Origin of the sequence: Vibrio sp. MED222 (assembly GCF_000153005.1) — a bacterium.
Classification (GTDB): domain Bacteria; phylum Pseudomonadota; class Gammaproteobacteria; order Enterobacterales; family Vibrionaceae; genus Vibrio; species Vibrio tasmaniensis_A.
In genome coordinates this window covers 749,407-765,262 of record NZ_CH902606.1, presented here as the reverse complement: position 1 = coordinate 765,262, position 15,856 = coordinate 749,407, and the positions used below count along the sequence as shown (strand labels likewise).

Annotated in this window: 12 protein-coding genes; 6 read left to right on the top strand and 6 right to left on the bottom strand. The window is 44.8% G+C overall.

Annotation, left to right across the window (positions count from 1 at the left end; genetic code table 11):
• Positions 1–3 precede the first annotated feature (3 nt).
• The gene (locus MED222_RS18235; RefSeq protein WP_032555068.1) at positions 4–3,027 is read right to left on the bottom strand and encodes an HD domain-containing phosphohydrolase; all 3,024 of its coding nucleotides are present in this window, start codon (positions 3,025–3,027) and stop codon (positions 4–6) included.
• 278 nt (positions 3,028–3,305) lie between these two features.
• Here MED222_RS18235 and MED222_RS18240 point away from each other — a divergent pair, with 278 nt between their 5' ends.
• From MED222_RS18240 to MED222_RS18255, 4 genes are all read left to right on the top strand, one after another.
• On the top strand, positions 3,306–4,052 hold the full coding sequence (locus tag MED222_RS18240; RefSeq protein ID WP_009845603.1) for a phosphatase: 747 nt from the start codon (positions 3,306–3,308) through the stop codon (positions 4,050–4,052).
• Positions 4,053–4,234: 182 nt separating this feature from the next.
• Entirely contained in the window at positions 4,235–4,630 is a 396-nt protein-coding gene (locus MED222_RS18245) for a cytochrome b562 (RefSeq protein WP_012600383.1), read from the top strand.
• A 326-nt stretch (positions 4,631–4,956) separates the two neighbouring features.
• Entirely contained in the window at positions 4,957–5,307 is a 351-nt protein-coding gene (locus MED222_RS18250) for a hypothetical protein (RefSeq protein ID WP_009845601.1), read from the top strand.
• 111 nt (positions 5,308–5,418) lie between these two features.
• A complete protein-coding gene (locus tag MED222_RS18255; RefSeq protein WP_009845600.1) occupies positions 5,419–6,954 on the top strand; it encodes a PepSY-associated TM helix domain-containing protein in 1,536 nt (511 codons plus the stop codon).
• 147 nt (positions 6,955–7,101) lie between these two features.
• Here the strand turns inward: MED222_RS18255 and gloA2 are convergent, their stop codons facing one another.
• Positions 7,102–7,485, bottom strand: coding sequence for an SMU1112c/YaeR family gloxylase I-like metalloprotein (gene gloA2 / locus MED222_RS18260; RefSeq protein WP_009845599.1), 384 nt, complete (start codon positions 7,483–7,485; stop codon positions 7,102–7,104).
• Entirely contained in the window at positions 7,485–8,417 is a 933-nt protein-coding gene (locus tag MED222_RS18265; protein ID WP_009845598.1) for a LysR family transcriptional regulator, read from the bottom strand. Before MED222_RS18265 ends, gloA2 begins: the two co-directional genes overlap by 1 nt.
• Before the next feature lie 504 nt (positions 8,418–8,921).
• On the opposite strand from MED222_RS18265, the gene MED222_RS18270 reads away from it, so the two are divergent.
• Positions 8,922–10,115, top strand: coding sequence for a glycine C-acetyltransferase (locus MED222_RS18270; protein WP_009845597.1), 1,194 nt, complete (start codon positions 8,922–8,924; stop codon positions 10,113–10,115).
• A 109-nt stretch (positions 10,116–10,224) separates the two neighbouring features.
• The gene (gene tdh / locus MED222_RS18275) at positions 10,225–11,256 is read left to right on the top strand and encodes an L-threonine 3-dehydrogenase (RefSeq protein WP_009845596.1); all 1,032 of its coding nucleotides are present in this window, start codon (positions 10,225–10,227) and stop codon (positions 11,254–11,256) included.
• A gap of 190 nt (positions 11,257–11,446) precedes the next feature.
• Here the strand turns inward: tdh and MED222_RS18280 are convergent, their stop codons facing one another.
• From MED222_RS18280 to MED222_RS18290, 3 genes are all read right to left on the bottom strand, one after another.
• A complete protein-coding gene (locus MED222_RS18280; RefSeq protein WP_009845595.1) occupies positions 11,447–12,670 on the bottom strand; it encodes a DUF819 family protein in 1,224 nt (407 codons plus the stop codon).
• Between the two features lie 526 nt (positions 12,671–13,196).
• Positions 13,197–15,122: a monovalent cation:proton antiporter-2 (CPA2) family protein gene (locus tag MED222_RS18285; protein WP_009845594.1), complete on the bottom strand. Its 1,926-nt coding sequence runs from the start codon at positions 15,120–15,122 to the stop codon at positions 13,197–13,199.
• Positions 15,123–15,125: 3 nt separating this feature from the next.
• A complete protein-coding gene (locus MED222_RS18290) occupies positions 15,126–15,740 on the bottom strand; it encodes an NAD(P)H-dependent oxidoreductase (protein ID WP_009845593.1) in 615 nt (204 codons plus the stop codon).
• Positions 15,741–15,856: the final 116 nt, after the last annotated feature.

Genomic DNA, 15,856 nt, shown 5'->3' with positions numbered 1-15,856 from the left:
AGCCTAGAACAATGAACGAATGTACTCTTTTACTCGGTCGATGTGTTCGTTTGGTTCAATCTCGCAACGCTGTTTAGTCTCTAGGAATCGCTCAGCGTATTTGTCGTAGATTTTGTTTTCTAAGAACAGCAAATACAGCTTGGGATCGATATGACCGCTGGTGGCCATGTCGGTCATGATGTTGAGTGATTCGCTTAGGAGTTTGCCTTTCTTATACGGGCGATCACTAGAGGTGAGCGCTTCAAAGACATCAGCAATGGCCATCGCTCTGGACGGTAGAGGTAATTGGTCTTCGCTTAAGCCTCTTGGGTAGCCCTTGCCGTCGATACGCTCGTGGTGTCCGCTGGCGATATCCGGAATATTCTGGAGGTAAGAAGGATAAGGCAGCTTGTTAAGCATGGTGAAGGTTTGAATAATATGATCGTTGATCATGAAACGTTCTTCATCGTTTAACGTGCCACGACGAACTTTCAAGTTGTGCAGTTCACCTTGGTTGTATTTGACCTCTCCTGGCTTAAGCACAAACGCTTCTTGCCATACATCGGCAGGGTTAAAGCCATTGTCCCAAGGTATTTTATGCTCCGGTTTGTCTGCAAGCAGAGGCTCCATGACGGGCAAACCCTCTTCCTGCCTCGTTGGCTCAGTTCTGTCTTTCTCAACCGACTCTTTTTGGGTGTTAAATCTCTCTTTTTCAGACCAAGACAAACCCAATTGATCATCCAGTGTACGTTTCCATTGGCGTTTGGCTATTTGATCTAAGCGTTCTAGCTGCTCTTCCGTCATAGATTCGCCGCCAAGGTTGCACTCAGCAACGAAGGCAAATTCTTCATCCAATTCTGACAAGCTTTGTTCGAGGATCTTAAGCTGCTCCTCTTGAAGCGCTCCGTTCGCTATAGCTTTCCAGCAATCGGTTTCCGCTTGCTGTTTCAACAGCTCAAAACGCATCCGCACTTCGTGGATTCGGTCGTAAATGGTTTCAAGTTTTGTCGCTTTGTCTACGACATACTCAGGTGTGGTTACCTTGCCGCAGTCATGAAGCCAAGCGGCGAGCATTAACTCTTCCCACTGTTTACTATCCAATGAGAATTGCGGGTAATAACGGTCATCATCAATGGTTGCTTGAGTCAGCCATTTGGTCAGTTCAGGCACGCGTTGGCAGTGCCCGCCCGTGTAAGGTGATTTGGTATCAATCGCTGATGCAATCAACTCGATAAAGGCATTCAGCATGTCTTTCTGTTGCTGCATTTGGTCAATGTTATCTTTGGCTATTTCCGCAAAGCTGAGCAGTTCTCGTAAGAAGGCGTGCTTGTCTGCCTGCATCTTGGTAATCGGTCTTTCATAGCCAATTGCGACGATACCCACCAACAACTTCTCACGGTTTAATAGTGGGAACAGGTACAGATCTGAATTGAAGATCGAATCTTGGTAATAGTTGAGAACATTGTCTTCTCGGTTTAAGTGGATGGTTTCTCCGGATTTAAGCTGGCACAGCAACCAAGGGGTGTGCTTGATGAAGTCATTAATGTCGGCCTTAAAGGGAAGAATGGCGAGGTTCGCGGCCGTATCAAACACATCTTTCTCTTTTGATTGAGTGAAGAGGACGATGGTTTCTGCTTTGGTAATTAAATAGCTTTGATGAGCAATATTTTTGGCTAATATCGAAAACTCCTGATTACCTGCCGTGTCTCGAAGTAGCGTAATAAGATCATGAAGTGTGTGTTCCATCAGCTCAATTGAGTGGGCGAGGTTAGCCACTTCTTGAATCATGCTTTTGGGATAATGAGTTCGCCTGAAGTCAAATCGTGCGATGTTGTCGGTGAGTTGCATCAGCGTATTAAGCGGCTGAGACAAACGATTGGCGACAAACCATACGATAGCGAAGCAGATGAACAACATCCCAATCGCGACGGCGACTTGCTTGTCACGCATCGAGATAAGATCAGAGAGCAACTCATTGTGTGGCGTAGCCTCTGCCAAATATAAAGTGACATCCTGAGTGAGCTCAACAGGAGTTAGCGTTAATGCCCAAGTGTTTAAGTTGTACTCAACGTTTTTTAGGTTGAGGCTTAATTTCTCCTCGTCGGAGATAAGTGGTGCTATGACGGATGCTTTCAATGCTTCCATCTGTTCACGCTTAGGCACATTAAAGAAGCTTTGGTCTTGCTCACTACCAGAGAGTTTCCCTGTCGTTTGGTTATTCGTTTTCTCAGTTTTACTTGTGTCGTTAGGCTGGGAGGTAAGCTTGGGAATCGATAGATCAAGTTGATGTTGGCCGAGAAGATTGAAATGTTGATCGAACAGAGCGAGTCGGGTTTGTGGAGAGTAGGCCAATTCACTGATCTGGGAAGAGAGAGATTTCAACGTGAAGTCGGCACCAACGACATGCTTGCCATCCAAAGAACGTCTAGAAAGCGTGATGCCATTGGTTTGCAGGAAATAGAACAGGTAGGGCTCAGAGAGTTGTATTGAGCCGTCAGGCTTTGCGTTACGAAACCAAGGTCGAGTCGTGGGGTTGAACTTACTCTCGGCTTGTCGGGTACTGATCACTTGGTGTGCGCCATCGAGAAAGGTAATAAAGTTTTCACCATCTAGATTGGTGCTGCTGACCATCATGGTAGCTTTGGCGGGAGCGTTGTTGTCGGCTCTCTGTTTATTGGTGCTTAGTGGACGAAAGATTCTAAAGTCACCATCTTCAGAACCATAAAATAGAGCGACCAAATTGGTGTTTTGTTTGAAGATGATATCGACCGAAGCAAGCCAAGAGTCTTTTTCGACAGCGGAAGTTTGATGAGCAACAAACGGGCTCACCGCCATCACATTTAAGGTTGTGATGACAGGGGCAATGGCTTGTTTAAATACTGATTCCAGCTTGTCGCGATGCTCATTACTGATCTCGCGCACTGTGCCTAACAGCAGCTCTTGGGAGTGCCGATAACTTATCGAAATCAATACCGCACCGACAAGTGTTGTCAAAATTAGGAAAAGGCTAGTGATGTGGATACTCAGCGGATATCGTCTTCTTCTCATCTAACACTCCAGTTTGTAGACTGGTTTAAGTATTGACGAACTTGGGTAGGTTGCAAAAAATTGGCGTAATTACCGAGTATGATCGATTTTACTTAGATAAGAAAAGCGTTAGCGTCTTCTGGTAGCCACGTATTCCCGTGTCGTGTAAATGAACACCTAATAAACCTTTATGTTTGGGTGCTAATTGTCACTTTCAACTGATAAACTGGTCGAATTGTTGCTATTAAGCACTCATTTCTTAAGCACGTTTTTTGACCGAGCGAAGAGGGCATTGATTCATGGAACTAAAAGTAGACACCCACACCCACACATACGCAAGTGGTCATGCTTACAGCACGTTGATCGAGAATGCAAAATCGGCAAAACAAAACGGTTTAGCTATGTTTTGTACGACCGACCATTCCGAGTCTATGCCGGGCGCGCCACACTATTGGTTCTTCAGTAACCAACGTGTGCTCCCTCGTTTTATTGAAGATGTCGCTATTATTCGAGGTGTCGAGTCAAACATCATGAACACACAGGGTGAAATCGACATTCATCCGAGTGTGGATAAGAATCTAGATTGGGTGATTGCCAGCTTCCACGAGCCCGTTTTTCGCCCGTCGGATGTTGCTACTCATACAGAAGCATTGTTGAATGTGATTAAAGGCGGTCGTGTTGATGCACTTGGTCATTTAGGCAACCCAAATTTTGATTTCGATTTTGAAGTTGTGATTCAATGTGCGGCGGAACATAACGTAGCAATCGAAATTAATAACACCACGCTTAAAGGCAATAGCCGCGTTGGCAGTGTTGATCGTTGTTACGAGATCGCAAGAATTGCTAAAGCGAAAGGTGCGTTTATTACGACAGGTAGCGATGCGCATTTCTGCATAGATGTGGGTGGATTGGATCTCGTGTCTTCACTACTTGGTGAGGTGGGCGTGGATTCGAGTAAAGTGATTACCCATTCACCACAGCAATTCCTAGCCTTTTTGGTATTACGTGGTCGTCAATCGATTGCCGAGTTTTCGGTATTTGAGTGATGGTTTGTCCGGTACTTTATACTTTTTAGTCATTGGTTAGCTAGCTAGTTTGCATTTCGACACAATCAATTTTTGTGCCCGACGGATTTTTGTATACACTAACCGAAAATAATAAAGTCGAAGTGCCACAGTACAATAATGATGGCTCTAACTTCAAAGACACCGCTTCACTTGGAGAAATAATGAAAACTCGCTCAATCCTTTTATCTGGCTTAATCGCTGCTTCAGTATTGTCTGGCAACGCATTTGCTAATGTTGACCTTAAGAAAAACATGCAAGAAATGAAGCTTGCGTTCAAACAAGCGGCAGAAGCTCAAAGCATTGAAGAGATGCAAAAGCCTATCGTTCGTTTAGATACGCTAGTGGCAGAGCTCAAAACGGGTGTTTACCCAATAGAGAAAGAAGATAACTTCATGGAAGGTTTCAAAAAGATCAGTGCATCATTGGATAGCATTGAGCAGAAGCTAGACCAAGGTGACTTAGAGTCGGCACAGCAGGAACTTCGTACTATTGACGGCCTTCGTGAAGAGTACCATGAGAAGCGTAATCCAAGCATTTGGAGCAAGATCTTCGGTTAATTTTCTAATCAATTGAGTTTGCTAGATACGTAACAAAGAGCAAAACCTCAAGATTCGATTTCTAAAACGCTGTCTTACATTACCCTCTTTAGGGGAAGGTGTAAGGCGGCGTTTTTTATTGTCGTTTCTCTAAACAGTTTACTGCTATTTTTCTAGACATTTTACTGCTAATAGACGCGTAACATTCTTTTGGCTCTTTGGTTGTAACCAGTTTTTAACTAAAAAGAGTGTGCGTTAGCTTCAATTTTTTAACTTGCTGTTAATCTTTACGTTTACCTATATTCCAAGTCCCTCATAATAAGGGAAATTTATAAAGATTTGGAATAATGCGCCGAACCTCGTTCAACTTCTCCATGTTACTTGCTACAGCATTAAGCTGGGTGCTGGTGACATTAATGCCTGTTATCAATGCTCATGGTAATAGTGCGGGAGTATGGGCGTCGTTATGTACGGTCAATGGCTTTGAACTGGTTCAAATTGAAGAAGGTGAACCTAATACTCATAAAGGAAAGCCGTGTCCCTTTAGCCATTTTTCCACGTTTCACCAAGATGAACTTCCAACTACACTACTGACAACTCGACTGAGTTCTATTGTCTCAGACAGCTACGCTTTTTTGGCTCTAAGCGAACGCTATATGAGGCAAGCCCCGCGCGGCCCTCCCTTTGTTACTGCTTAAACCTAACCCACTAAAATAATTAAAAAATAAAGTATTAAGTAAAGTTAAACATGCTCAAATTACTTTCTGATCTTTCAGAAGGTATGTTTGCGTGTGTCAAAGGAAATAATAATGTTGAGAAATGAATCTCAAACCCCTGCGAAAGCACAAGCAACTTCGCAGTCTAAAAGCAGTGCAACAACTGGTTCGAAAACCAATATAAAAAGCAAAGACCGCAATAAAACTCTCTACTTCCTCACTTGGCGCTGGCACTTCTATGCTGGGCTATTCGTTATCCCATTTATGTTGATGTTGAGTATTACTGGTTTGGTGATGCTGTTTGACGATGAAATCGAACTTGCTTTCCATCAAGACGCGATTGAAATTGTTGCATCGGGCGAACCGATCAAGGTGTCACAACAATTAGCTGCCGTACAAAATCACTACCCACAAGGTACGGTGACACAGTTTGTACCGAGCAAAGTCCCTGATCTTGCGAACCGATTTTCTGTATCACTTGAAGATGGCACTTCCGTTTTCGCCACGGTGAATCAATACACTGGCGAAGTGGTAGGAGAAATCCCCCGCAGCGATAGCCTGTATCAGCTAGCGAATGACATTCACGGCACTTTGTTGATTGGTGATTGGGGTGATTATCTAATTGAAGTCGCAATAAGCTTGTCTATTCTGTTGCTCATCAGTGGTATTTACTTATGGTTACCGAGAGATAACGCGAGCCGCGCTGGTTTTCTTAAGCTTCGATTTGGTTCAGGAACGCGTATTTTAATGCGTGATCTGCATGCGAACATCGGTGGAACACTGTCATTCATTCTTCTGTTATTTATTCTATCGGGATTATCATGGACAGGTTTTTGGGGCGGTAAGCTAGTGCAAGCATGGAGTACTTTTCCTGCTCAAATGTGGGACGATATTCCTCTGTCTAACGAAACGCATGCTTCTTTAAATCACGGGTCTGAAGAGGAAATGCCTTGGAACCTAGAGCAAACTCCACTGCCTTTGTCTCAAGATAAGCCAGAAGAACACGTCCATCAAGTAGAAGAAGCGTCTGAAGCTCATGATCATTCTAAGATGGGTGAGGATCATTCTCAGCATGTATTATCTGCGAGTAATTTCTCGATTGATGATGTGATAGCAAAAGCTCAATCTCTTGGTTTTACGCAATATAAAGTCAATTTCCCGCGATCAGAAACGGGCGTTTACACCGTGGCTGCCAATACCATGGGCGGTGACATTATCGACCCAACCCAAGATCGCACGACTCACCTCGACCAATACTCAGGGCGCATTCTAGGAGAGGTGACGTGGCAAGATTACAATTTATTCGCCAAAACCTTAGCCGTCGGTATTTCTCTGCACCAAGGTGACATCAGCATCATTAATAAGCTTCTAAATGCGTTGTTCTGTTTGGCATTCATTTTGGTGTCAGTGACTGGTGGAGTAATGTGGTGGATGCGCAGACCTTCAGGCCAAAGAAAGTTGGGAACTCCACCGAAATTTGGTGATGCAGGCTTATGGAAAGCGGGTTTAGTGACTGTGGTTGTTATTTCGGTACTGTTTCCACTCGCGGGTGCAACGATTGTGACTGCAATGCTATTGGATTGGTTACTGTTTTCACGCGTTGAGAGATTCAAGACCGCGTTGAGTTAATTGACATGCAAACGGACTTTCTCGACTTGAGAAGGTCCGTTTTATTAATCAGATGAGCTCTTCTTCTGTGAGGAAGACTTTAGACTAGATACTGCTCTAGATCTGATAAAGCTTTAGATCTGATACAGCTTTAGATCTGATACAGCTTTAGATCTGATAAAGCTCAAGCGGCAGGCCGTCTGGGTCTGCGAAAAACGTAAATGATTTCCCCGTAAATTCATCCACTCGAATCGGTTCGACTTCAATGCCTTGTTCTTCCAAGTAGCTTTTGACATGTTGAATGTCATCAACACAAAAGGCCAAATGTCTCAGCCCTTGAGCTTCCGGAAAGCTTGGTCTTTCAGGTGCGTCAGGGAAGCTGAATAATTCTATTTGAGCGCCATTAGGCAGTGCCAAGTCGAGCTTATACGACTGACGTGCTTCACGATAATTCTCCGCAATCACTTCAAGCTTTAAAACTTCCGTATAAAAACGCTTAGAGACTTCGTAGTCTGAGCAAATAATGGCGGCGTGGTGTATTCCTTTCAGCATCAGTTTATTTCTCCTGCCAGCTTGTCACCCAAGTGCTCCATCGCGTAATCAATGAATACACGCAGTCGAGCGGGCATGTACTTGGTTTGAGCAAACTGCATCGCGATAGCGCCATGGTAATTACTCTTGATGGTCCAATCTTCCAACACTTGTACCACGGAGCCTTCAGCCAACGCATCTTGAATCACGAAGTCATGGAAAATACCGACGCCTAGACCTTCTTTTACACCTTTCAGTCGCATCTGCGAGTGGTTAACTGCGTAACGCCCAGTGACGGGTACCGTGTGAAATTCATCATCTTTAAGAAAGTCCCAAATGTGGTCTTTATCTGTTTCTGCAAGGTATAAGCAGTCGTGCTCAGAAAGCTCGGTAGGGTGGTGAGGGATTCCTTTGGCATCTAAATAGTCCGGGCTCGCACATAACACGAGGTTTGTTTTTCCGAGTTCTTTCAATACCAAACTCTCGTCAGGTTTGTCGGTAAGGCGAAAGGCAATGTCGATGCCTTGGCGCAATATGTCGATGTCGCCATCAGCTGCCCTTAGCTTGAGTTGAATCTCTGGATACTGATTTAAAAATGGAACAACAAAAGGCTGTAGCACTGAGTTCAAGAACGCCTCAGGCGCCGCTACCGTTATAGAGCCTGCAGGTTCAGTATGGTCGGAGGTAGACAGCTCAACCGCTTGTTGCGCCGCATTAATCATGACCACGCTTTGGTCGTATACCAACTGGCCTGCTTGCGTGATGATCAATGTACGAGTGGTACGTTCAAACAGCTTTACTGAGAGTGCTTTTTCTAGACGTGTGATCAATTTACTCAACGCTGAGGGTGTCACCCCTAACTGCTTTGCTGCAGCGGTAAAGCTACCTTCGTTCACAACTAAGATAAACGAGGCGAGATCGGGAAGTAGGGCGATGAGTTTTGGGTTAATCATAAGTGTCCAGTAGGGCTAGTTGCAACGGTGAGCTTATTGACAATTGTGAGTGATCTCTTCTGATTTGTGAATCAATTTCATTAATCACTTGGCGTGATTGCTCTGATTGCTTGGCGTGTTTTGCTTTTCATCTCATCGGTTTTCATCTGTATAGCGGAGTTGCTGATGCACATTCTAAGAGAAGCGGATAATCATCACCATATCGTTCTGAGATGAAAAATAGAGATCTGATATGAAAGTGAAATTAGACACAAACGGAAGGGGATTTGACGTTAAAAAGAGCAGGTAAGACGCGTTTATGTGCCCTGTGTCACTGGGATGAACCATTATTCGTGCCTGCGATTCATTAATGTTTTTCCAACTAAAGGGATAATCGAGAAGGGGATGTTCAACTAGAATAGGGGTATAAGTTTTACAGTGTAAATGATCGAATTGAAATCGTTTACATCCCCTACATAATGCGGCGCGCGATGCTGCTGAATAATAATTAGGAAGGAATAGACAATGTCTTCTGCATTTTACCAACAGATTCAAACTCAAATCGAAGAAGTTAAAGAAGAAGGTCTTTACAAGTCTGAGCGCATTATCACTTCTGCACAAAAAGCAGCGGTTTCTATCTCGACTGGTGAAGAAGTACTAAACTTCTGTGCAAACAACTACTTAGGTCTTGCTAATCACCCAGCTCTTATCGAAGCAGCTAAAGATGGTATGGATCAGCACGGCTTTGGTATGGCTTCAGTACGTTTCATCTGTGGTACTCAAGACTCTCACAAAGAACTAGAGCAAAAGCTATCTACGTTCCTTGGTAAAGAAGACACTATCCTTTACACATCTTGCTTTGATGCAAACGCTGGCCTATTCGAAACGATTCTAGGCAAAGAAGACGCAATCATTTCTGATGCTCTAAACCACGCATCTATTATTGATGGTGTTCGTCTATGTAAAGCAATGCGCTTCCGTTACTCGAACAACAACATGGAAGAGCTAGAGCAACAACTTATCGCAGCTAAAGAAGCAGACGCTCGTCACACGCTTATCGTAACTGACGGTGTGTTCTCAATGGACGGCGTAGTCGCTAACCTTCCTGCTATCTGTGATCTTGCTGACAAGTACGGCGCACTAGTGATGGTTGATGACTCTCACGCAGTTGGCTTCATGGGTGAAAACGGCGCGGGTACTCACGAGTTCCATAACGTTGTTGACCGTATCGACATCATCACAGGTACGCTTGGTAAAGCAATGGGTGGCGCTTCAGGCGGTTACACTTCTGGTAAGAAAGAAGTAATCGACTGGTTACGTCAGCGTTCTCGTCCATACCTATTCTCTAACTCTGTTGCACCTGCAATCGTATCGGCGTCTATCCGCGTTCTAGATCTTCTAGCGGAATCTGGCGACCTACGCATTCAACTATGGGAAAACTCTGCTCACTTCCGTACTCGCATGGAAGCAGCTGGTTTCACTATGGGCGGTGCTGACCACGCAATCATCCCAATCATGCTGGGTGATGCAAAAGTTGCGGCTGAATTCGCAGAGCGCGCACTAGAGAAAGGCATCTACGTGGTAGGTTTCTCTTTCCCAGTAGTACCAAAAGGCGCAGCTCGTATCCGTACGCAAATGTCTGCTGCGCACTCTCGTGAGCAACTGGATCGCGCAATTGATGCGTTCATCCAAGTTGGTAAAGACATGGCTATCATCTAATTTTAAAGGGGTGCCTTTGCATCCTTTGATTAGATAGAACAACACCCAATAGAACATATAGATTTTTGATTCTCGCCTTACTGTTAGGCGAGATGAACTGGATAACATTATGAAAATTAAAGCACTTTCTAAGCTTAAGCCTGAAGAAGGCATCTGGATGACCGAGGTTGAAAAACCTGAAATGGGTCATAATGATCTTCTTATTCGTATTAAGAAAACTGCAATTTGTGGTACAGACGTACATATCTACAACTGGGATGAGTGGTCACAAAACACAATTCCAGTACCTATGGTGGTAGGTCACGAATACGTGGGTGAAGTTGTTGGCATCGGCCAAGAAGTTCGTGGTTTTGAAATCGGCGACCGTGTATCTGGCGAAGGTCACATCACATGTGGTCACTGTCGTAACTGCCGTGGCGGCCGTACTCACCTTTGTCGTAACACAACAGGTGTAGGTGTAAACCGCACTGGTGCGTTCTCTGAGTTCCTTGTGATCCCTGCGTTCAACGCATTTAAGATCCCTGCAGAAATCTCTGACGATCTAGCATCAATCTTTGACCCGTTTGGTAACGCAGTACACACAGCGCTTTCTTTCGACCTAGTAGGCGAAGACGTGCTAATTACTGGTGCTGGTCCAATCGGTATCATGGCTGCTGCTGTTGCTAAGCACGTTGGTGCTCGTCACGTTGTAATTACTGACGTAAATGAATACCGTCTAGACCTTGCTCGTCAAATGGGTGTGACTCGCGCAGTAAACGTGATGGAAGAGAAGCTTGAAGACGTAATGTCGGATCTTGGCATGACTGAGGGCTTCGATGTAGGTCTAGAAATGTCTGGTAACCCATCTGCGTTCAACAGCATGCTGACTAACATGAACCACGGCGGTAAGATCTCTCTACTAGGTATTCCACCATCAGACATGGCGGTAGACTGGAACCAAGTAATCTTCAAAGGCTTGGTTATCAAAGGTATCTACGGCCGTGAGATGTTCGAAACTTGGTACAAGATGGCTTCACTAATCCAGTCTGGCCTAGATCTAACACCAATCATTACTCACCACTACAAAGTGGATGACTTCCAGAAAGGCTTCGACATGATGCGCTCTGGTATGTCAGGTAAAGTAATCCTAGATTGGGAATAATTCTGAATTAGGAAGCTAACTTAAGAAAGCTTAATAGAAAGGCGACAGTTTTTACTGTCGCCTTTTTTGTGTCTATCCCGCTTTGATATGTGTTTGCACTTTTAGAAACGCTTGTGACAAGAAAATCACATAACAAAGAGCGACATGATCAAAGGTCCTGTCGCCCATATCGTTTTTATTTCGAGGCTTATTAACCTGCCGCAGCCTGCATAATTAGGCCACAGATGTAAGCGCCGTATGTACCGAGTGCGTAACCAAGTACCGCCATTAGGATACCTACTGGCGCCAGAGCTGGGTGGAATGCAGCTGCTACGATAGGAGCCGATGCTGCGCCGCCAACGTTAGCTTGGCTACCGACAGCCATGAAGAACAGTGGTGCACGGATAAGCTTCGCCATCACAATCATTAGAATGGCATGGATAGTTAGCCATGTGATACCAATGAAGAAGTAGCCTGGATTGTCTAAGATAGCCGTCACATCCATTTGCATACCGATGGTTGCAACTAGGATGTAGATGAACGCTGAACCAACTTTAGACGCGCCGCTGTGCTCAAGGCTGCGTGTAGATTTGAAGCATGAAGCGATGAGCGCGAACGTTGTCACCATAACGATTAACCAGAAGAAGCCTGATGTAAGGCTGTATTTCGCGAGTTCTGGAGCGTTGGTCGAGATCCAAGGTGCGATTAGGTCACTGAATAAGTGAGCTAGACCGGTAAGACCGAATGCAATTCCCGTGATCTTCATTAGATCTGTTGTGGTTGTTGGGCGAGCGTTCTCTTCTTGGTATTTAGAAACCGTCTCTTTTAGCTCTTCGATAGATGATGTGTCAGCTTTTAACCATGCATCAATCTTCTTTTGGCGACCTGCCATGATAAGTAACACGGCCATCCAAATGTTCGCACAGATAACATCAACCGTAATCATTGCAGAGAATAACTGGTCATCAACCTCGAACACTTCTTTCATTGCTGCTTGATTTGCACCGCCGCCAATCCAAGAGCCAGCCACTGTTGTAAGGCCGCGCCATACATCGCCAGATACAAGGTCAGGGTTAACTTGGTCGATAATTAGAATCGCTAAAGGCCCGCCAATGATAATGCCGACAGTACCGGTTAGGAACATGATGACGGCTTTAGAACCAAGGCCAAATATTTTACGAAGGTCTGCTGAGATGATCAGAAGAACGAGTGCACTCGGTAATAGGTAGCGACTTGCAACGAAGTATAGCTTTGAGTTTGACGCATCGATGATGCCTAAACTATTCAATAGAGAAGGAACAAAGTAACAGAGCAATAGACCCGGAACGAACGAGTAGAATTTTTTCAGAGCGCTATTTTGGCTACTTTCCGTGATAAAAACACCGCCAAGAATAACAGCTAACATGCCCATTATTACTGCATCATTAGTAATCATTATTATATCTCCTTTAAGGTGAGCGCAACCGCCTCACTTTTTGAAGTGCAGGACTATACCGACAACTGGTATTCGTTACAAATTGTAACGATAGACATACTTTGAAACGTTTGTGTTAATTTTTATGGTTTGAATTTGTGAGTGCGGAGCGTTAATTATTGGCGATGTGAATGCTTTAGTGGCGACTTGTGAGGCGTGTTTAGATATATGCAATGTAACTCAAACGTTAGAGAATGGTCGCTACGAATTAGAACGACGACTGAAGGGCTTAAAAGAATGCATATATACCCACATTGATGGTGTGGTTTATGTGGGGAGGTAATGTTTTATAAATGTAAAAAGTGAATTCATTTTTGACGGGTAGCTTGAGATTGAAAATTATAACTGGATCACATAAATGTCGTGGTTCATCTGATTTAGGTTCCGTGTTTTGGCTTCATCGGTCGTGCTATTCGTATTTAGAGAATGAAAAAGCGACCCGAAAGCCGCTTTTTGAGTGGTTGTTAACCTCGAATTTGAGCTCTGCTTAGGTTTGTTCTTCCTCAAAGCCATCTGCATAGCCTTTCGGTGGCGGTGTCCAACCTCGTTCTGAGCGAGAGTGCTTGTCTGAACGGTCTTTTTTCATGTCTTCTTTCATTGCTTCTTCAAGGTGAATGAAGATTTGTCGGTAGTTGTTGTCGTAACGTGGGTTCTCTTCAGCGTCAGACCAAGCTTGGTATAGTTTTTCAGACTTACGGCTTTCAACACGTTGATACGTTGATTTTTGCTGTTCAACGAAGAATGGATGGTGCCCTAAAGAACGTAGAGCTTCTGAGCCCATTTCGAGTGCCGAGTGGTACGTTTCTGAGATTACAGAATCTGCACCGGCTTCTCGTAGGCGGTAACTGTGACCACGGTCGAATGCACGCGCTAAGATTTTCACATTAGGGTAGGTGTGTTTAACGTATTTCACTAATTCAACGCTTGAGTCTTGGTTGTCGATAGCGACGACAAACATTGCTGCTTCTTCGATTCCTGCGGTATGCAATAAGTCATGACGAGTTGCATCACCAAAGTAAGATTTGATATTGATGGAGCGTAACAAATCGACTTGGTTAGCTTGGTGATCCAGAACCACAGTATTGACATCATTCGACACCAGTAAGCGGTTAACGATTTGACCGAATCGGCCAATACCAGCAATGATCACCGTACCTTTCTCTTCGATAGTATCGGCTTCTCGGTCGTTAGACTTTTGCTCGTAACGAGGAAGTATCACTTTATCAAATAGAATGAATAAGCCTGGAGTTAGGAACATTGAAAGGGCAACAACCAGCGACAGAGTTTGAACTATATCAGCAGGCAATACGTGGTTTTGAGCCGAGAAGCTAAGTAGTACAAAACCGAATTCACCGGCTTGAGCCAAGCTCAACGTAAACAACCATCGGTCACTATTTTTGATTTTAAAGATCAGCGCCAATGTAAACAACACCAAGGCTTTAAGTAGCATAACGCCAAGAGTGAGGCCAATGATCAAACCAAAGTCGTTGAATAGAACATCAAAGTTGATGCCCGCACCTACCGTAATGAAGAACAAGCCAAGTAGCAGCCCTTTAAACGGGTCTATATTAGACTCAAGCTCGTGGCGGAATTCACTGTTCGCCAATACCACACCCGCAAGGAAGGTTCCTAAAGCTGGTGAGAGGCCGACTAGGCTCATTAGTGCAGCAATACCAATAACCAACATCAGTGCGGTTGCAGTAAAGATTTCTCGCAAGCCTGAGCTCGCCACAAAGCGGAACAGTGGACGACTCAAGAAGTGCCCGCCGACCACAACAATCGCAATAGATGCTGTGATCACAAGGCCATAAGCCCAGCCGGGTAGGCCAGCAACAAGACTCAACTCTTCATGGTGATCAGAAGTCGAAGCGACCGCGCTTTGTGCAGCTTCGATTAATTCTGGCAATGCCAATAGAGGGATAAATGCCAGCATCGGAATGACAGCGATATCTTGGAACAGTAAGACCGAGAAAGCATTCTTGCCGCCTTCTGTCTTGGAGAGCCCTTTCTCATTAAAGGTTTGGAGAACAATCGCGGTAGATGACAGTGCGAAGATCAAACCGATAGTCAGCGCGATCGTCCAAGGTTGCCCGAAGAACAGAGCAATCCCCATGACTATGGCCGTTGTGCCACCGACTTGTAGGCCGCCGAGCCCCATCAGGCGGTTTCTCATTGCCCAAAGCATCTTCGGCTCAAGCTCAAGCCCGACCAAGAACAGCATCATTACTACACCGAATTCGGCAAAGTGTTGAATGGTCGTGGTCTCTTCACCCACTAAGCCGATGATTGGGCCAATCACCACACCGGCAATCAGGTAACCAAGCACAGAGCCGAGGCCAAGCCTTTTGGCGATAGGGACGGCGATGACTGCCGCGAGCAAATAGATAAATGCTTGTAGAAAATATCCTGTCATGATCTAACCTCTGCTCATCATTTCATCGACATAATGGTTTAGCTTTTCAGCCTTGCTTGCCTTTTTAAGATCGACTTCGCCCGCAACAAAAGCCTCTAAAAGCGATTTGTAGCTATTTACATGATCTTGAATTCGGCCTTCTTCTAACGCAGTACGTGAACCAAACAAAGCCAATGGAGCCAAGTAGTTCATGCCGCACAAAGACGCCGTTTGTTCGATTGGGTGAAGCAGTTCACGGATGGTGAAGTGGTTATAACCGTCAGTTTGATAAGCCTCTTTTTTGCCGCCAGCGGTGATACTGCATAACAAGCTCTTACCTTGCAGTTCATTACCGTCGGTGCCGTAAGCAAATCCGTATTCTAGGACGAGGTCTTGCCACTCTTTAAGAATCGCGGGTGTTGAGTACCAATATAGTGGGAACTGAAAAATGATGATGTCATGGTCCAACAGGCGTTTCTGTTCACGATCGATATTGATCTTGAAGGTCGGGTATTCAGCATAAAGATCGACACAGGTGACGCCTTCAATACGCTTGGCTTGCTCAAATAAGGGTTTGTTCGCTTCAGAGCGATGCTGAGAAGGGTGGGCGAATAGCACCAAGACTCGATTTTTCGACATATAGCCCTCTTTGTCCATTAACGAATAATATTTATTGGAATTATAGATATACAATAATAGAAGAATGGTTGAACAACAACGAATTAGCCCATACTTATCTAGTTAGATGCACGTGT